12 protein-coding genes and 1 tRNA gene are annotated in these 19,399 nt (G+C 66.2%); 10 read left to right on the top strand and 3 right to left on the bottom strand.

Translation table 11 applies throughout. The features are described 5' to 3' along the window. Nucleotides 1-158: 158 nt before the first annotated feature. Together R3P93_RS09160 and acpS are read left to right on the top strand one after the other, a co-directional pair. Nucleotides 159-9,458 carry a polyketide synthase gene (locus tag R3P93_RS09160; RefSeq protein WP_317532848.1) on the top strand — a complete coding sequence of 3,100 codons (9,300 nt, stop codon included), beginning with the start codon at nt 159-161 and terminating at the stop codon, nt 9,456-9,458. Further along, complete coding sequence (gene acpS / locus R3P93_RS09155; protein ID WP_008715184.1) at nt 9,458-9,850, top strand: holo-ACP synthase AcpS; 393 nt, start codon at nt 9,458-9,460, stop codon at nt 9,848-9,850. Before R3P93_RS09160 ends, acpS begins: the two co-directional genes overlap by 1 nt. A gap of 77 nt (nt 9,851-9,927) precedes the next feature. Here the strand turns inward: acpS and R3P93_RS09150 are convergent, their stop codons facing one another. Then, on the bottom strand, nt 9,928-10,569 hold the full coding sequence (locus tag R3P93_RS09150; protein ID WP_149406378.1) for a TetR/AcrR family transcriptional regulator: 642 nt from the start codon (nt 10,567-10,569) through the stop codon (nt 9,928-9,930). Between the two features lie 416 nt (nt 10,570-10,985). On the opposite strand from R3P93_RS09150, the gene R3P93_RS09145 reads away from it, so the two are divergent. Both R3P93_RS09145 and R3P93_RS09140 read left to right on the top strand, forming a co-directional pair. Next, entirely contained in the window at nt 10,986-12,323 is a 1,338-nt protein-coding gene (locus tag R3P93_RS09145) for a hypothetical protein (protein ID WP_317532847.1), read from the top strand. 74 nt (nt 12,324-12,397) lie between these two features. After that, entirely contained in the window at nt 12,398-13,762 is a 1,365-nt protein-coding gene (locus tag R3P93_RS09140) for a dipeptidase (RefSeq protein WP_317532846.1), read from the top strand. Here R3P93_RS09140 and bcp read toward each other — a convergent pair. Beyond that, a complete protein-coding gene (bcp, locus tag R3P93_RS09135; protein WP_317532845.1) occupies nt 13,751-14,224 on the bottom strand; it encodes a thioredoxin-dependent thiol peroxidase in 474 nt (157 codons plus the stop codon). The genes R3P93_RS09140 and bcp overlap by 12 nt on opposite strands. A gap of 77 nt (nt 14,225-14,301) precedes the next feature. Between bcp and R3P93_RS09130 the strand changes: the two genes are divergently transcribed. From R3P93_RS09130 to R3P93_RS09105, 6 genes are all read left to right on the top strand, one after another. Beyond that, nucleotides 14,302-14,523 carry a DUF3618 domain-containing protein gene (locus tag R3P93_RS09130; protein WP_032375974.1) on the top strand — a complete coding sequence of 74 codons (222 nt, stop codon included), beginning with the start codon at nt 14,302-14,304 and terminating at the stop codon, nt 14,521-14,523. Nucleotides 14,524-14,615: 92 nt separating this feature from the next. Beyond that, nucleotides 14,616-14,689, top strand: a tRNA-Lys gene (locus R3P93_RS09125). Nucleotides 14,690-14,823: 134 nt separating this feature from the next. Then, complete coding sequence (locus R3P93_RS09120; protein WP_317532844.1) at nt 14,824-16,005, top strand: lipase family protein; 1,182 nt, start codon at nt 14,824-14,826, stop codon at nt 16,003-16,005. 340 nt (nt 16,006-16,345) lie between these two features. Next, complete coding sequence (locus R3P93_RS09115) at nt 16,346-16,516, top strand: KOW domain-containing RNA-binding protein (RefSeq protein ID WP_156516187.1); 171 nt, start codon at nt 16,346-16,348, stop codon at nt 16,514-16,516. 82 nt (nt 16,517-16,598) lie between these two features. Then, nucleotides 16,599-17,627: an LLM class flavin-dependent oxidoreductase gene (locus R3P93_RS09110; protein ID WP_317532843.1), complete on the top strand. Its 1,029-nt coding sequence runs from the start codon at nt 16,599-16,601 to the stop codon at nt 17,625-17,627. Between the two features lie 114 nt (nt 17,628-17,741). Continuing rightward, the gene (locus R3P93_RS09105; protein WP_317532842.1) at nt 17,742-18,638 is read left to right on the top strand and encodes a universal stress protein; all 897 of its coding nucleotides are present in this window, start codon (nt 17,742-17,744) and stop codon (nt 18,636-18,638) included. Between the two features lie 9 nt (nt 18,639-18,647). On the opposite strand, the gene R3P93_RS09100 is transcribed toward R3P93_RS09105, so the two are convergent. Beyond that, nucleotides 18,648-19,355 (bottom strand): enoyl-CoA hydratase-related protein, encoded by a 708-nt coding sequence (locus tag R3P93_RS09100; protein WP_317532841.1) that lies wholly within the window; start codon nt 19,353-19,355, stop codon nt 18,648-18,650. Nucleotides 19,356-19,399 lie beyond the last annotated feature (44 nt).

The following is a 19,399-nucleotide window of genomic DNA, read 5'->3' as shown; positions in this document are numbered from 1 at the left end:
ATTTCCTCATGATTTTGTGTCAACCTTGAGCAGCGCGGAGGAGACCTGTCGACGAAGACCGGCTCACCGCTTCGACCCTGTAGCCCACGACGCCATGGGGCAGTCATCACAGCGAACGCCCCGACCCCCCGAGGCGTCCACGAGAGGAATCTTCAGCCTTGACGATCAACGAGAGCACACCATCACACGGACGAGGCTCGCGAAGCACCGGCAACGCAGACAAATCCCCTAGAAGCAATGGCGGCTCTCGGACTCTGGCAGATCGTTTCGCCGCGGGCGAGCCGTACGCGTTGGCCTTCGGCGGCCAGGGCGCACCGTGGCTCAGCTCCCTCGAGGAATTGGCTCGCGACTCCGCGCTCGAACCCGAACTGACCGATCTCGTCAACGAGGCAGCAGTCACTCTCGCGCCCGTGGCAGACGAGCTGCTGGTCGTGCGCTCGGTCGGCTTCGACCCGATCGGCTGGATGCTCGAACAGGACCTCGCCGACGACGACACCGTCGGCTCGTACGGACCGTCCGAGGCGGCACTGACCTCCGCTGCCGTCTCGCTTCCCGGAGTGTTTCTCACCCAGGTCGCAGCACTGCGTGCGTTGAAGTTGCAGGGGCTCGATCCGGCCCAGACCCCGCCCGTCAAGGTCGTCGGACACTCGCAGGGTCTCATCGCCGCCGAGTCCGTCGCAGCCGATGGCGCACAGGATGCGAACTTCCTGGCTATCGCCCAGCTCGTGGGTGCAGCCGCAGGTCTCGTCGGGCGCCGCCGCGGCATCATCGGTGCCGGAGACCGCGCGCCGATGGTCTCGGTTGCCAACGTCGAACCCGCACGACTACAGGCGATCATCGCCGAACTCGCGATCGACGGAGCACCGGAGCGATCCGCAGCTCTCGCCATCCGCAACGGCCGTCGTCGCGTCGTACTCTCCGGACCCCCGGCCCAGCTGGCTCGCGTGCAGGAGAAGTGCGAGCAGATCGCTGCCGAGGAAGAGCGTGACCGCGACGCCAAGAAGCGTGGCGGTGCCGTGTTCGCCCCGGTCTTCGAGCAGCTTCCCGTCGAGATCGGCTTCCATCACCCCGCCCTGGCAGATGCCGTCGAACTCGTCAGCGCCTGGGCACAGCGGTCAGGGCTCGACGTCGACCTCGCACGTGAGCTCGCACAGAAGATCCTCGTCGACTCCGTGGATTGGGTCGACGCCATCGACGGTGTCGTCGACGCCGGTGCCGACTGGATTCTCGATCTCGGTCCGGGCGACCTGCTCACCCGCATGACCACTCCGGCGTTGCGTGGACAGGGCGTTGGCATCATCGCCGCGTCCTCGCGCGGTGGACACCGCAACCTGCTCACTCCGGGAGCTGCTCCCGAGGTCCAGCCCGCATGGTCCGCCTACGCTCCCACTCCGGTCACGTTGCCCGACGGCCGCGTCGTCGTCGAGACCTCGTTCACCAAGATGACCGGACGTTCGCCGATCCTGCTCGCCGGCATGACGCCGACGACGGTCGACGCCAAAATCGTTGCCGCAGCTGCCAACGCAGGCCACTGGGCCGAGCTCGCCGGTGGCGGTCAGGTCACCGAGGACATCTTCACCGATCGTGTCGCCGAGCTCTCCACACTTCTCGAGCCCGGCCGCGCGATCCAGTTCAACTCGCTCTTCCTCGATCCGTACCTGTGGAAGCTGCAGCTCGGCGGACGCCGCATCGTGCAGCGCGCTCGCGCAGCGGGTGCGGCCATCGACGGCGTCGTCGTCACCGCAGGCATCCCGGAACTCGAAGAGGCAGTGGCCCTCATCGAAGAGCTGTCCGAGGCCGGCATCAGCTACGTCTCGTTCAAGCCCGGCACCGTCGCGCAGATTCGCGCCGTCATTCGTATCGCCAACGAGGTTCCCTCCTACCAGGTCAACGTCCACATCGAGGGTGGCCGCGCAGGCGGACACCACTCGTGGGAGGACCTCGACGACCTGCTGCTGACCACCTACGCGGAGCTGCGGTCACGGCCCAACCTCGTCGTCTGTGTCGGCGGCGGCATCGGCACACCCGAGCGGGCAGCGGAGTACCTCACCGGAACCTGGTCGGCTGTGCACGGCTACCCGAAGATGCCGCTCGACGGCATCCTCGTCGGCACTGCAGCGATGGCAACCCTGGAGGCCACGACGGCTCCCGAGGTCAAGCAGCTTCTGGTCGACACACCCGGAACCCCCGACTGGGTCGGTGCCGGTACCGCGAACGGCGGAATGGCTTCGGGCCGTAGCCAGCTCGGTGCCGACATCCACGAGATCGACAATGCGGCGTCGCGGTGCGGCCGACTGCTCGACGAGGTCGCAGGCAACGCCGACGCCGTGGCCGAGCGTCGCGACGAGATCATCGCCGCACTCGACGGCACCGCCAAGCCCTTCTTCGGTGACGTCGCCGAGATGACGTACCAGCAGTGGCTCGTTCGCTACCTCGATCTGGCCATCGGAACCGACTCGCGCAGCGACTTCGATTGCGGCGGCGAGTTCACCGATGCCGTGTCCGAGGCACGCGAATCGGTGTGGCTCGATGTCACGTGGCGCACCCGCTTCCTGGAGATGCTGCAGCGCGCCGAGGCTCGGCTGCACCCCGTCGATCGCGGACCCATCCCCACCTTGTTCGCCGATGCCGAGGTTCTCGAACGCCCGCGTGCAGCTCTGAAGTCGCTGCTCGCACAGTTCCCGGACGCCGCCGACGTGGTTCTGCACCCGGCCGACATCACCTTCTTCACCTCGCTGTGCCGCATGCCCGGCAAGCCGGTCAACTTCGTCCCCGTCGTCGACGGCGACGTGCGCCGCTGGTGGCGCAGTGACTCGCTGTGGCAGGCACACGACGCTCGCTACTCGGCCGATCAGGTCTGCATCATCCCCGGTACCGTCGCCGTCGCGGGCATCACTCGCGTCGACGAGCCCGTGGGCGAGCTGCTCGATCGCTTCGAGAAGGCCACCGCGGATCAGCTTCTCGCCGAGGGCGTCGAGCCCACGGCCATCGCGAGCCGTCGCCACGCCGAGATCGCACCCGGACTGCTCGGCATCGTGCTGGCTGCTCCCGACGTCACCTGGGCCTCGCGGATGACGCAGAATCCCGTTGCACGCCTGGGTGATCCGGCCGACTGGACCGTGGAGTCCGAGACGGTCGCGGCGCACCCGCAGACCGGCTCGACGCTGACCGTGCTCGATTCCGAGCACGTGGAGCTGCTGGTTCCGCTCGCCCCGGGCAAGGAAGTACGTATCCGCCTGACGGTTCCGGCCTCCACGATCGACGGCGGCGCTCCCGTCGTCACCGCGCAGGACGCACAGCAGGCCATGTCGGCTCTGCTCGGAGTTGCTGCAGGCCAGGACCTTCCGGCCGTCAAGGGCGGCGTCGCCCGGCTGAACATCGCGTGGATCCCCGATCTGATCGCCGATCACGCAGGCGTCACCGGCTCCGGCCTGCCGGACTCGCTGACCGTCAGCGGCAAGGCCGTTCCCGACGTTCTGGTCGGTGCCTGCTGGCCCGCCGTCTTCGCCGTCCTGGGTGCCACCCGCAACGCCGAGGGCATCGACGTCATCGAAGGCATGCTCGACCTGGTGCACCTCGACCACAGCGTCAACCTGGTCGGCGAATTGCCCACCGACACCTCGATTCTCGTGGTCAAGGCTGCGGCCGGAGAGGTGCTCGACACCGACCTCGGCCGCGTCGTCGAGGTCACCGTCGAGATCGGTGCCATGCTCGGCGAGGGGCTCGACGCTCCCGCCGTCGCAACTCTCGTGGAGCGCTTCGCCATTCGCGGACGCACCGGCAAGGGTGAGCTGACCGATCCGGCCCGCGCCGGCGGCTCGGTGAGCGCCGACGCCAAGGACACCCCGCGTCGTCGCCGCCGTCAGGCAACCATCGTGGCCCCGCGCAACATGGCCGCGTTCGCTCAGGTCTCGGGCGATCACAACCCCATCCACACCTCGGACGCCGCGGCGCTGCTCGCCGGTCTCGGCAGCCCGATCGTGCACGGCATGTGGCTCTCGGCCGCTGCACAGCAGACGGTGACCGCAGTCGACCACTCGGACACCAAGACTCCGCCGCGTCGCCTCACCGCATGGACCGCGCGCTTCCTCGGCATGGTTCGACCCGGAGCGGAGATCGATGTTCGCGTCGACCGCACCGGATTCGACCAGGGTGCCGAACTGATCGAGGTCTCCTGCCGTGTCGCAGGCGAACTGGTCATGGTCGCCACCGCTCGCACCGCACCGCCGAAGACCGTCTACGCGTTCCCCGGCCAGGGCATCCAGCGCGCGGGCATGGGCCTGGACGCTCGGTCTCGCTCGAAGGCCGCACGTGAGGTGTGGGAGCGTGCCGACAAGCACACCCGCAGCGCGCTGGGCTTCTCCATTCTCGCTGTCGTGCGTGACAACCCGACGTCGCTCAAGGCGCGCGGCGTCACCCACAAGCACCCCGACGGTGTGCTGCACCTGACGCAGTTCACCCAGGTTGCGATGGCCGTTCTCGGCGTCGCGCAGGTTGCTGAACTGCGTGAATCCGGTGCGTTCGTGGAGAACTCGATTCTCGCGGGCCACTCGGTCGGTGAGTACAACGCACTCGCAGCCGTTGCCGGTGTGCTCCCGCTCGAAGCCGTCCTCGAGGTCGTCTTCCAGCGTGGTTCGGCCATGCACGCGCTGGTTCCGCGTGATGCCAGCGGCCGCAGTGACTACCGCATGGCAGCGATCCGCCCGTCGCAGATCGGCTTGGCCGATCAGGACGTGCAGGGCTTCGTCGCCGGTGTCGCAGAAGAATCCGGTGAGTTCCTCGAGATCGTCAACCTCAACCTGCGCGGTTCGCAGTACGCCATCGCAGGCACGGTTGCCGGCCTCGGCGAGCTGGAGAAGAAGATCGCGATCCGCCGAGCGGAGTTCGGTGGCAAGGCCGCCTACATCATGGTTCCCGGCATCGACGTGCCGTTCCACTCCACGGTGCTGCGCGGCGGAGTCGACGACTTCCGCAACCGCCTCGAGACGCTGCTCCCCGAGCAGATCGATCCGGCGATCCTGGTGGGGCGCTACATCCCGAACCTGGTGCCCAAGCCGTTCTCGCTGAATCGCGAGTTCGTTCAGGAGATCGCCGATCTGGTTCCGTCCGAGCCGCTGAACACCGTTCTCGCAGAGTTCGATTCGTGGGCCGCACGGCCGAGTGCTCTGTGCCGGGTGATCCTGACCGAGCTGCTGGCATGGCAGTTCGCCAGCCCGGTGCGCTGGATCGAAACCCAGGACCTGCTGTTCGCAGACGAGTCCGACGGCGGCATGGGCGTCGAGCGCTTCGTCGAGATCGGCCTGGGGGCAACCCCGACCGTGGCGAACCTCGCGTCGCAGACGCTCAAGCTGCCGGGCCGCTTCGGCCACCCGGTCGAGGTACTCAACCTCGAGCGCGAGGCTGCGATCATCTACGGCACCGACACCGACCCGGCTCCGGCCGACGAGGAAGAGTCGACACCCGTGGAAACCGCTGCTCCGGCGGCAGCTGCAGCTCCGGCTTCGGCTCCCGCGCCGGCAGCAGCACCGTCCGGCGGACCTCGTCCGGACGACATCGCATTCGTCGCGGCCGATGCGACCAAGATCCTCATCGGCCTGTGGACCAAGTTGCAGCTCGATCAGATCGGGCCCGCCGACACCATCGAGGCGCTGTGCGACGGTGTGTCCTCACGCCGTAATCAGCTGCTCGTCGACCTCGGTTCCGAGCTCTCGCTCGGTGCCATCGACGGTGCTGCCGATGCCGACATGGGCGCGCTCTCCGGCACGGTGAACAAGCTGGCTCGTACGTACAAGCCGTTCGGTCCGGTGCTCAGCGATTCCATCAACGACCATCTCCGCAAGGTCTTCGGCCCCTCGGGTCGACGCCCGGCCTCGATCGCCGATCGCGTCAAGAAGACCTGGGAACTGGGCGACGGCTGGGCGCACCACGTCACCGCCGAGGTCGCCCTCGGTACCCGTGACGGTGCCTCGGTTCGCGGTGGCGCACTCGGTGGCCTGGCCGACGGCGCTCTCGCCGACGGCAACGCAGTCGACAACGTCATCGACGCGGCCGTGGCCGCGGTGGCCGCACGCCGCGGCGTCGCAGTCTCGATGCCGCAGGCAGGCGGCGGAGCCGGCGGAACCGTCGACGCTGCTGCTCTCGGTGAGTTCACCGAGCACATCACCGGCCGCGACGGCGTCCTCGCCTCCGCTGCCCGGCTGGTGCTCGAACAGCTCGGACTGGCCGATGCGCCCAACGCGCTGCTGGCAGAGGACCCCGATGCCGCTCTGGTCGAGCTGGTCTCGGCCGAGCTGGGATCCGACTGGCCCCGCCTCGTGGCCCCGTCGTTCGACGCCAAGCGCGCCGTCCTGATCGACGACCGGTGGGCCACCGCCCGTGAGGACCTGGCCCGGTTGTGGCTCGGTACCGCAGGCGATGTCGCGGTCGAGTCCTTCGCCGGCGCAGGCAATGCCGTTGCATCGCAAGCACAGTGGTGGAAGGCCAAGGCCGACTACGAGAACAAGACAGTGCTGGCCGAAACCTTCGGACGCATCGCGGACATCGCGGTCGCATCCGAGGACAAGGGCCCATGGGCCGACGAGGTCGCAGTGGTCACCGGCGGCAGCAAGGGCTCCATCGCAGCTGCGGTGACGGCCAAGCTGCTGGCCGGGGGAGCGACGGTCTTCGTCACCACCTCCAGGCTCGACGACGAGCGACTCGGCTTCTACCGCAGCCTCTACCGCGACAACGCACGCAGCGGAGCGTCGCTCTGGGTGGTTCCGGCCAACATCGCGTCGTACACCGACGTCGACGCTCTCATCGAGTGGATCGGCAGCGACTACATCGACACTGCCGGTGGCGCAAAGACTCTGGTCAAGGCCGCAACGACACCGACGATGCTGTTCCCGTTCGCAGCGCCTCGGGTCATGGGCGAGATGTCCGACGCCGGAGCTCGCGCCGAGATGGAAATGCGCGTGCTGCTCTGGTCGGTCGAGCGTCTGATCACCGGACTGTCGAAGGTCGGTTACGACACCGACATCGACACTCACCTGCACGTGGTGCTGCCGGGATCGCCGAACCGCGGAATGTTCGGTGGCGACGGTGCCTACGGCGAATCGAAGGCCGCACTCGACGCAGTCGTCGCCAAGTGGGGCTCGGAGAAGAACTGGGCCGAGCGGGTGTCCATCGCCCACGCTCACATCGGGTGGGTGCGCGGCACCGGCCTGATGGGTGGCAACGATCCGATCGTCGAGGCCGTCGAGGCCGAAGGCGTTCGCACCTGGTCCACCGACGAGATGGCGACCGAACTGCTCGAACTGTGCACACCTACCGCTCGCCGTCAGGCTGCGCAGGAGCCGATCGTCGTCGATCTCACGGGCGGCTTGGCCAACACCAAGCTCAACCTCGTCGAGCTCGCTCGGGATGCAGCTGCGGCCGCTGCCGAGAAGACCGAAGAGGCAGAGGACAACTCGGTCATCGCGGCGCTGCCCGCACCGCCACGGCTGTCGACGTCGACCACGGCTCCGGCCTGGCCGACACTGGACGTCGACCCGAAGGATCTGGTCGTCATCGTCGGTGCAGGCGAGCTCGGACCGTACGGTTCGGCACGTACCCGCTTCGAGATGGAGGTCGACGAGCAGCTCTCTGCCGCAGGCGTTCTCGAACTCGCATGGAACACCGGCCTGATCGCCTGGGAGAACGATCCCAAGCCGGGTTGGTACGACATCGAGTCCGGTGACCTGGTGCCGGAGGAGGACATCGCCGACAAGTACCACGACATCGTGGTCGAGAAGTGCGGTATCCGCACCTACGGCGACGACGGCGCGATGGTCGGCAACACCGCCCCGCTGATGACCTCGATCTTCCTCGACAACGACCTCACGTTCGTGGTCGGAACCGAGATCGACGCCCGGTCGTTCGCAGCAGCGGACCCCGAGCACACGCTGATCACACCGGTTCCGGATTCGAGCGACTGGCAGGTCACCCGCAAGGCGGGCACCGAGATTCGCGTTCCGCGCAAGATGAAGCTCACTCGCACCGTGGGTGGACAGATTCCGACCGGATTCGATCCCACCAAGTGGGGCATCTCGCCCGACATGGCCAGCTCGGTCGACCGAGTCGCACTGTGGAACATCGTCACCACGGTCGACGCGTTCATCTCCTCGGGCTTCAACCCGTCGGAACTGATGCGCTGGGTGCACCCCACGCTGGTGGCCAACACTCAGGGCACCGGCATGGGCGGCATGGAGTCGATGCGCTCGCTGTACATCGACACCCTGCTCGGTGATGCTCGTGCGAACGACATCCTGCAGGAGGCTCTGCCGAACGTCGTTGCTGCGCACGTGGTTCAGTCGTACATCGGTAGCTACGGCGCGATGGTTCACCCCGTCGCCGCCTGTGCCACCGCGGCTGTTTCCGTCGAAGAAGGCGTCGACAAGATCAAGCTGGGCAAGGCGCAACTCGTGGTCGCCGGCGGCTTCGACGACCTGAGCACCGAGGGCATCATCGGCTTCGGTGACATGTCGGCCACCGCGGACTCGGCAGCGATGACCGCCAAGGGCATCAGCGATCGACGGTTCTCGCGGGCCAACGACCGCAGGCGCGGTGGATTCGTCGAATCCCACGGCGGCGGAACGATTCTGCTCGCTCGCGGAGACCTGGCACTCGAGATGGGCCTGCCGGTCCTCGGAGTGGTGGCCTACGCACAGTCGTACGGCGACGGAGTGCACACGTCCATCCCGGCTCCGGGACTCGGCGCGCTCAGTGCCGGTCGCGGCGGCAAGGATTCGGCGCTCGCGCTCTCGCTGAACGCCCTGGGCGTCAGTGCAGACGACGTGGCCGTGATCTCCAAGCACGACACCTCCACCGCAGCGAACGACCCGAACGAGGCGGAACTGCACACCCGCCTCGCCAAGGCCATCGGCCGTTCGGACGGCGCTCCGCTGTTCGTCGTCTCGCAGAAGAGCCTCACCGGACACTCGAAGGGTGGAGCGGCTGCCTGGCAGCTGATCGGCCTGTGCCAGGTGCTGGCCAACGGCGTCATCCCGCCGAACCGCAGCCTCGACTGCGTCGACGACAAGATGACCGCGTTCGAGCATCTGGTGTGGGCACGGGAGCCGTTGCGCTTCGGTGACTCGGTGCCGCTCAAGGCAGGTCTGCTCACCTCGCTCGGATTCGGCCACGTGTCCGGACTCATCGCTCTGGTGCACCCGCAGGCGTTCCTCGAGGCCGTTCCGGCGGACCGACGTGCGCAGTACATCGCGAAGGCGAACGAGCGCCGCATCGCCGGTCAGCGCAGGCTGATCTCCGCGATGGTGGGAGGAGACTCCCTCTACGAGCGGCCGGACGATCGACGGCTCGGACATGACGGGACGCCGGCCAAGGCGTCACGCGAACTGGAGGCAAACGTGTTGCTCAACGAGTCCGCTCGCCTCGGCGCGGACGATGTCTACTCCTCCGGTCTGCCGGGTGCCATCTGATGGCGATCCTGGGAGTGGGTTTCGACCTGGTGACGGTGTCCGACTTCGCCGAGCAGATGGAGAAGGTCGGCACGACGATGATCCGCGACAGCTTCACCGCGGGCGAGCGGCGTCATGCCGCAACGAAGAGTTCCGACCCGACCCGCCACTACGCGGCTCGGTGGGCCGCCAAGGAAGCGGTGCTGAAGGCCTGGGCGACATCGCGATTCGCGCGCCCGCCGCAGATCGGTGACAACCCGTATCCGTTGATCGAGGTCGTCAACGATGCGTGGGGTCGGCCGTCCATCAAGTTGCACGGGATGGCACAGGAGTTCCTGCCGACGGTGAAGATTCATCTGTCGCTGACACATGACGGCGACATCGCCGCCGCGGTGGCGATTCTGGAGGAGTGAATTCGCTCCGAGAACGAGTCAGGCCCGTCCGATCCACGTGATCGGGCGGGCCTTTCGTCTGCGCGGGCTCGGGTTGCTCAGGCTGGTTCGCTCTCGTTCGTCGAGCCGCCGGAACGCCTGCTCTCCTTCTCGGCGACGAGCAGATACGCCATCATGATGCGTTTGAGCTCGGCGACGGCGTCCTCGTGGCTCTGGCCGTCCTGGACGGAGAAGTTGAGCATCGAGTAGACGATGTGCACCAACACCTGAGCCATGAGGTTGCGGCGATGCCGAGGCGTGCGCGGAGTGAGCGGTCCGAGCATGCGCGAGACCTGCTCGGCGAACTCCCGCTCGTGAATCACCCCGGTTGCGCGCGTCGACGGTGTCGATTGCATGGCGAGCCACACTTCGCGTCGCGACGGATCGGTCATCCACATGCCGGCCATGTGGTCGACGAAGTTGTTCAGGAACCGCACCCAGTCCAGGGACGGGACTTCGCCGTCGAACTCGGCGAGTTCCTGTTGGACCCCCACGAGGTCCTGGCGGTTGAGCTCGCAGACGATGACGTACTTGTTGGCGAAGAACTGGTACAGCGTGCCGATCGGGAGTTCGGCGCGCGACGCGACTTCCTCGCAGGTGAACGACTCGAATCCCACATCGCTGAGCAACTCGCGTGAGGCCTGCAGCAGTGCGTCGAACTTCCGTTGGCTGCGTTCCTGGGTGGGTCGTCGTCGTGGCATCAGTTCCTGTGTCTGTGCCGTCGACTCGAGCGCGGCGTCGAGACGGCGCGAGGACTGGGCACGAGCAGAGGATTCCACCCGGTCAGGCTATCCGGCGCGGGTGCTCGTTATCCACAACGGTCCGGTAGGTCACTCCCACCGGTTTCGGTTCCGGGTCGGACACGCGTGTTTCAGCTGGAGGTATCGAAGAAACCTGGGGTCGACGACAACTGCTGGTTCCCCATACTGTGACAAACTCCAAGACCGATTCGGACCAATGTAACCGTCAACAGGTATGGTTCAGGTAACAGAATCAAATTCCGTGCAGGGTGATCGTCGTTCGGATCCGCTGGATGACGTTCATGGTCGGGCGCCTCCACCCTGAGCACAGGGAGACTGCCATGGCAACTATCGGTATAGCGATCGAATCTGGCTCGATGCAGACAATTCTTGTCGAGCCGACGTCCGGCGAGATACTCGCCGATCGGACTACCCCGCTCGATCCCGATGCGGCCTCGGTTCTGACAACAGCGATCGAGACGATGCTCGCCGAGGCGGCAGAGCTTCATGCAAGCGTGGACGCAGTGGGCGTGGTGTACCGAACCGAGGACGAGCGCGCCGAGTTCGCAGCCGCTCTCGGCGACGATCCCGCAGTCCTGTCGTCCGCATCCGAATCGTTCCTCGGCTGGCTCGCCACGTCGAAGGACTTCGCCGACGCGAAGACTGTCCTGCTGTACTACATGGGCGACGCGGGTGTCTCCATCTCGCTCGCCGATGCCGCAGATGCCTCGATCACCCCGGTGAAGACTGCGACGCTGGACTCGATGTCGCCCGAGCGCATCGGCAGCACCATCCCACTGGCGTGGGAAGTGGTGGATCAGGCCGGCAAGAAGCCCGAGTTCGTGGCCCTCTTCGGTGATTCTTCGAGTAATCGAGACCTGGTCGACATCCTGTCGCTCGGACTCGGTGTCCCCGTGGTGCGCGTCGGTGACGCGGATCAGGTCGCAGCCCGAGGAGCTGCGCTGCTGGCATATCAGGACGAGCCGGCTGTGGTTGCCGCTGCGCAGGCGGCGACCGAGAACTCGGAGCCGGTCGCGGCCGCAGATGTCAATGTCGCAGAAACCGATGTCGTCGAAGCCGACCAGGCCGACGCCGAGGTTGCCGACTCCGGGTCCGAGGCGTCCCCTGCGGTGGTGAACGACAGGGCGGCAGCGCCGCTGCCTGCACCCGCAGTGCTGTCGGTTGTCGACGCGAAGCCGGCCCGGTCGGGAGGCTCAGGGCGCAAACTCGTGTTCGCCGCAGTGCTGCTGGCCGGTGTGCTCTCCGCTGGTGTCGCGGTCGCTGCGACGTTGCCGGGTGAATCCGAGACGACCGCCGAGCAGGTAGTCGATCGACGCGATGCCGGTGCGGATCTGGCGGGGGCAACCAGGCAGGTGGATCCGATGACGTCCGATCCGGGTGCGGTCGTGGTTGCGCCGGTGCCGGCGATTGCGCCGCCGCCCGAGACGATTCCCCCGACGGCGGACCCATCGACAGTTGTCGAGCCTGCACCGACATCTCAGACGTGGGCGACGCAGGATCCGCCACGTCAGGCTGTGGCGGCCCCGCAGCCGGGACCTCTGCCGTCGCCGACCGAGGTGGCCCCTCCGCAGTTCACCGTCCCTGTTCCCGTTCCGGAGCCGGGCAAGTCGCCCGAACAGCTCGAGCAGGAAGCGTGGGATCGGCACTGGCAGCAGACCGGTGAGTGGATTCATCAGGAGTTCTCCGGCCGCTGACGCTGAATCGTTCCTGTGGCGAGTGATGACAGACTGGCTACGGCCCGTCTGTCATTTTCTCGTTTGGAGGATTCATGCCCGCCGATGCGCGCCCCGTCGACGTTCGATCTGCGATCGCATCGCAGATGCCCCGAGCGAAATCCGAGTTGGCACAGTTGGTCCGCTTCACCTCGGTGCACGATCCAGGGCAGTTTCCGGTCGAGGAATGCACCGGTGCGGCGCAGTGGGTGCAACGGGCCTTCGTCGACGCAGGCATTCCCGACGTCCAGCTGATCGAGACGGTCGACGGCTCACTGGCCGTCGTCGGTTCACGGCCGGCTCGGGCAGGAGCACCGACCGTTCTGCTGTACTCGCACTACGACGTTCAACCTCCGGGTGACGGAAAACTCTGGGACAGTAAGCCTTTCGAGCTGACCGAGCGGGACGGTCGTTGGTACGGACGGGGTTCGGCCGACTGCAAGGGCAACGTGATCATGCATCTGCTGGCGCTACGGGCGCTGGGGGAGTCGCTCGAGGTCGGCGTGCGGATCGTCTGCGAGGGTTCGGAAGAGATGGGCACCGGCGGGTTGGAAGCGCTCGTGGAGCAGCGCCCCGAACTGTTCTCGGCAGACATGGTGGTCATCGCCGATACCGGCAACGCACAGGTGGGCTGGCCGACGGTCACCACCACGCTCCGCGGTATCGCCAACGTGGTGGTGCATGTGGAAACCCTTGCCGGAGAGGTGCACTCGGGCATGTACGGCGGGCCAGCACCCGATGCGCTCGCCGCACTGGTGCAGGTGCTCTCGACGTTGCGCAACGAGCACGGCGACACCGTGGTCGACGGACTCGACGGAACGCAGACCTGGGACGGGGTCGAGTACGACGCCGAGCAGTTCCGTGCCGATGCCGGCGTGCTCGATGGCGTCGGGCTGGCGGGTTCGGGTTCGGTGGCCGAGGCGGTGTGGGCGCGGCCCGCTCTGACGATCCTGGGGATCGACTGCCCGCCGGTCGTGGGGTCGGCTGCGGCGATCTCGCCTCGTGCGTCGGCACGGCTCAATTTGCGGGTGCCGCCCGGGATGGATCCGCAGCGGGCTCAGGATGCGTTGGTGGCTCATCTGGAGGCGCGTACGCCCTGGAATGCGCGGGTCACCGTCGAGCGTGAGGCCATCGGGTCGCCGTTTCGGGCCGGAACCGATGGGCCGGGTTACGCGGCGCTGTCCGAAGCGTTGGAGGAGGCCTTCGGGCATCCCATGGGGACGGCGGGCCAGGGCGGGTCGATTCCGCTGTGCAACGCTTTGGCTCAGGTGCTGCCGGACGCCGAGATCGTGCTGATGGGCGTCGAGGAGCCTCGGTGCCGGATCCACGCTCCCAACGAGAGCGTGGATCCGACGGAAATCGAGAAGATGGCCGTCGCCGAGGCGTTGTTCCTGCAGCGGCTCGCAGGGTCAGACAGCTAGATCGCGGCGGAGCTTGGCGACGTGGCCGGTGGCGCGGACGTTGTACTGCGCCACCTCGATCTTGCCTTCCTCGTCGACGAGGAACGTGGAGCGAATGACGCCCTCGTAGACCTTGCCGTAGTTCTTCTTCTCCCCGAATGCGCCCCACGCCTGCAGGGTCGTCTTCTCCTCGTCGGAGAGCAGCGGGAACGTCAGCTCTTCCTTGTCGCGGAACTTGGCGAGCTTGGCCGGCTTGTCGGGGGAGATGCCGATGACTTCGAGGCCTTCACCGTTGAGCTCGGCGAGACTGTCGCGGAAGTCGCAGGCCTGCTTGGTGCAGCCCGGGGTGCTCGCGGCGGGGTAGAAGTACACAATCACCTTCTTGCCTGCGTAGTCGGCGAGGGAGACGTCGTTGCCGTCGGCATCGGGCAGGGTGAACGCCGGAGCGGGGTCGCCCGGCTCGAGCTTGCTGTATTCGGTCACTGCACGAGAGTATCGAAATATCGCCGTGCTCTAGGCTCGACTGCGACCGAGACTATTTGCAACAAGTTGGAGGACACGTGGCCAAGGACACCGACCGAATCGAGCGCGAGATCGAGGCCGCTCGCAATCAGCTCGCCAGCACCCTGGACGAGCTGAGCGTCCGTGCCAGCCCCAAGAACATCGTCGCCAACACCAAGCAGTCCGTGGTGGCCAAGCTCAACGAGCCGGCAGTGAAGTTCACCCTCCTCGGAGTGGGCGCAGTGGTGGCAGTTCTCGTGGTTCGCAGGATCTTCAACTGACGCAACAGGTGCTCCGACCAGCCGATTTCACATCTGGCGGCATCTGCTGTTAATGTTTCTCCCGCACCGCAGAGAACGCGCGGTGCGGATCGGCGCCATTAGCTCAGTTGGTTAGAGCAGCTGACTCTTAATCAGCGGGTCCGGGGTTCGAATCCCTGATGGCGCACAACGAATGCCCTTGCCAGTGGAAACGCTGGCAAGGGCATTTTTTGTGGTGCATCACCGACCAAGACGTGGGTGTCGCAAATCCGCGAATACAGAATGCGGACCCGCACTTCGGACCGCATACTGGCTCGCGACATGAGACTGCCTTTCGTCACCCTCGCCCTGTCCGTTCTTGTCGGGTGCCTCGCTCTCTCGACCGCACCCGCCTCGGCGGCTCCCGGCGGTGCCGATTTCTACAGTGAGCCCGTCGTAGGCCTGGAGGCATACGCACCCGGGTTCATCCTGCGCCGAGAATCCGTGCCACAGCTGGACGTTCTGGGATCGCACACCGAGCGCATTCTGTACCGGTCGGCCGATCCCCGCGATCGTGCGGTGGCTGTGTCGGGGCTGCTGGTCACGCCGACGCGTGCGTGGTCCGGTCCCGGGCCCCGGCCCGTGATCGCTTATGCGCCAGGCAGTTACGGGGTTGCCGATCGTTGCTCGGGCTCGTCGGAGCTGGGGCTGACAACCACGATGCCGGCACTGCTGCCACTACTGGCGCAGGGGTACCAGGTGGTCACGACGGACTATCAAGGGCTGGGAACCCCCGGCGAATACGAGTTTCTGGGTCGGGTCGCCAGTGCCCGCGCCGTGCTGGACTCGGCACGCGCTGCGGCAGGGGAGACCGACGCGCCTGTTGTGCTCTATGGATATTCGGCGGGCGGCGTCGCGTCGGCCGCGGCCGCGGAGCTCGCGTCCATTTACGCGCCCGATGTGTCCGTGGTCGGTGCTTTCGTCGGTGCCGCACCGACCGATCCTGTGCTGCGCGTCGAGGGCCAGGACGGCTCCGAGTCCGCCGCGACGATGCTGTACACGATCGGCGGCCTGATCGGCGCTCACCCCGACCGGGCCGAACAGATTCGGGGTCTCTTCAACGATCGAGGACGGGCAGCTCTCGATGCGGCACAGGATTTCTGCACGGTCGACGCTCTCACCTACGGACCGTTGCGATCCGAGGACCTCACTGCTGACGGCTCTTCCCTGGGAACGCTCATGACCGGGCCCGTGCTGGGTCCGATGACGCGCGAGAACACCATCGGGTTCACCGCGCCCGTCGCACCCGTGATGATCGTGCACGGCGTCCACGACACCTCCGTCGAGATCGAGCAGAGCCGAATCCTGGTGCAGCGTTGGCGCGCCGCAGGCGCCACCGACATCACCGTCCGGGAGTTCGACTTCGGAACCGGTTGGGTGTCCGCAGTCGACCACACGGCCGCGAACGTCGCTGCCTACCCCGAGCTGATCGGGTGGATGGATCGACTTGTCACACGGGCGTAGCTCGACGATCGAGACGTCGTACGTGATGTAGATCACGCGGGTCCGATGTGTGGTTGCTCCGTTCCGATTCGACTTATCGATCGTGCCGGATCACTTCACCGGCCAGTCGCAAGGTTCTACTGCCTCAGAGAAAGGGACCGAGAATGACCGTCATCGGAAACGGGGCCGCCGTATGAGTGGCCGCAGAAGTCTCTCCAGCCGACTCTTCGAGGGTCTGGGCCGCGTCACGTGGGGCTACGGCAAGCGGAAGCTCGACGAGCGTCGCGCACGCAAACGCGGACGCCGATAAGCCGAACGCTGGGTGTCCGATTTCGGCACCCTCGATCGGTACGGTGCACGTATGTATGGATTCGAGGTGGGCGACGGAGTCACACCGCTGAGTGGGCCCATGGCAGGTATGTACGGAACCGTGGTCTGGTTCTACGAGGACAAGCAGCAGTTGCTCGTTCGTTTCGGCGCATCACAGCAGATGTACTACGCGGCGGACGAGCTCAAACGATGGGGCGAGTAGCTGCCAACTCGACACCCATCGGAATAATTGAATCTTCACCGATGCTGTTGGAGTCGACCATCCCGAATCGAAAGGTCCCACCATGCATCTGGGCGTAGACAGTTTCGTCTCTTCCGTGACCGACCCGACCGACGGTCGGGTGATCGCTCCCGAGGAGCGAATGGGTCACCTACTGGAAGAGATCGCCCTCGCAGATCAGGTCGGGCTCTACTCGTTCGGTATCGGCGAGCACCACCGCAGCGAGTACTACGACTCGGCTCCGTCGATCATTCTCGCTGCAGCAGCCGCGCGGACCGAGAACATTCGGCTCGGCAGCGCAGTCAAAGTGCTCAGCGCCGACGATCCGGTCCGGGTCTTCCAGGAGTTCGCCACCCTCGATCTGATCTCCAAGGGCCGGATCGATCTCGTCGTGGGACGCGGATCCTTCACCGAGTCGTTCCCGCTGTTCGGTCTCGACCTGGCCGATTACGACTCGCTGTTCGCCGAGAAGCTCGACCTCCTGCTGCAGATCCGTGACAACGTCGAGGTGACCTGGTCCGGTCGGCACCGCCCGGCGCTGAACCGTCAGGGCATCTACCCACGTCCGCTGCAGGATCCGCTGCCGATCTGGATCGGGGTCGGTGGGACGCCCGAGTCCTTCGCTCGCGCAGGGCTTCTGGGGCTCCCACTGATGATCGCCATCATCGGCGGAGAACCACGACAGTTCGCCCCGCTCGTCGACCTCTACCGTCGCGCCGGAGCGCAGGCGGGCCATCCGCCGGAGCAGCTGAAGGTGGGCCTGCACGTGTTCGGATTCGTTGCCGAGACCACGACGGCCGCAGCAGACACCATCTACCCCGGCTGGAACGAGATGTTCACCAAGATCTCTCGGGAGCGTGGATTCGCTCGGCCCAGCCGGCAGCAGTTCGACGCCACCGCCGGTCCCAACGGTGCGTTCTTCATGGGAGATCCGAAGACGGTGGCCGACAAGATTCTGCGAGTGAGCGAACAACTGGGCGGCGTGGACCGACTGTCGTTGCAGATGACCAATCCGCGGCTGGCCCACAGCGACCTGCTGCGCGGCATCGAGCTGCTCGGCACCGAAGTGGCGCCCCTGGTTGCCGGGGCGTAGCGGCCTCGACCCGAAATACCCGAGAAACCTGTGGCCAAAGGCCCTAGTGGCGCGTCGCTGCGACAGCGATCGTGGGAGACGACGTAGAAACCGTCTTCGGCCAACGGAGGAACGATGGACCACACGATCGCGGCAACCACATTCGACGGACCGCTCGCGGTCGTGGTCGACGGCTCGCCCACGGACAAGGGGGTGGCCGAATGGGCGGCGCATTTCGCTCGGGCGGCATCGACATCGGTGCACCTCGTACACGGTGCACCGAAAGACGAGTGGAGTGCGGCCGTCGCCGCCGAGCTGAACACCACCGACTTCCCGACGCGGCTGCGGCAAGAGGGTGAAGGCGTACTCGCCCGCGCCGTCGACGTAGTGCACGGAGTCGATCCCCATGTGACGGTCGAATCGGAGGTGTCCGAGCTGTCGGCTGCAGGTATGGCGAAGGCACTCTCCGCGGACGCGGCGATGCTCGTCGTGGGCGCGTGCGAGTCGGGGCCGTTGCGCGACATCGTCTTCGGGTACTCGACGACGGCAATCGTCAACGCCGCGACCTGCCCGGTGCTGGTATGGCACGAGCGTCGCGACGACTCCGGGGCCGAGCCCGCCCCTGTCGCGGTGGGGGTCGATGGATCAGAGCCGTCCAAGCGTGCACTGTCGGCAGCATTCGAGCTGGCGAGCATCCTGGGTGCAGAGCTTCTCGCCGTTCATGTGGGTGCCGTGCACGAAACCGACCAACTCGACTACGGCACCTCGGTCGACTGGAAGCACCTTCGCGAGGCGGAACGAAAGTGGTTGCAGGCCAACGTCGACACCTACCGAGACAAGTATCCGTCGGTGCCGGTTCGAGCAGTGTCCGTCGGTGCATCGGCGGCACACGAACTTCGATCGATCTCCGCTACTTCCCAGGTATTGGTAGTGGGCAGTCGCGGTCGAAATCGCTTCACAGCAGCGATACTGGGATCAGTGAGCCAGAACTTGGTGCATCACGCCGAATGTCCCGTCCTGGTGGTGCATTGACGGCGTCACCTAGTTCGAGGCCCATTCCATTTCGTCGACGCCTGCGACAGTGGTCAGCAGGGAACGGACCTCACCGGCGTACATGGTGCGTTTGATCTCGCCCAGTACCTCACCGCGGTTACCGGCCAACGCGGCTGCGCGGGCGATGGCGTCGTCGCGCACACGCTCCTGCGTCGAGACGGCGTCGACCAGACCGAGCGCCATGGCGTCGCCACCGCCGTAGCGACGTCCGGTGGTGAGCGCCTCGTGAAAGGCGTGCGGGGCCAACCTCGCTCGCACCATGTCGACGGTTCCGGGGCTGTAGGTCGCACCGATGTTGACGCCGGGAAAGCACAGGAAGCCGCGATCGGAACGCATGATGCGGTGGTCGTGTGCCATCACGAAGAACGCGGCACCGCCGTAGGTGTGACCCTGCATGGCGGCGACGGTCTGCATCGGGAACGTCAGGAAGCGCACCAGCATCTCCTGCACGGTGCCGATGAACCGATTGATCTGATCGAGGTTGTCGGCACCCCACGACAGATCCACGCCGGTGGAGAAGAACTTGCCGGTTGCCGTCGTGACCAGGGCAGCCGGGCCGGAGGAGGACTCCACCTCGTCGAGCAGTGCATTGATCTCGGCAACCCAGTCGGGGCTCATGCGATTTTCGCTGTCTTCGACGCCCCGAGTTCCGAGGTTCAGCACGAACACGTCCGCAACGCGATCAAGGTATGGCATATCCCGAACGTACCCAGTTTTTCTTGTTCTAGCTCACAACGCGA

It is taken from the genome of Rhodococcus cerastii (assembly GCF_033042195.1).
GTDB lineage: Bacteria > Actinomycetota > Actinomycetes > Mycobacteriales > Mycobacteriaceae > Rhodococcoides.
This window is presented reverse-complemented; position numbering and strand designations above follow the sequence as displayed.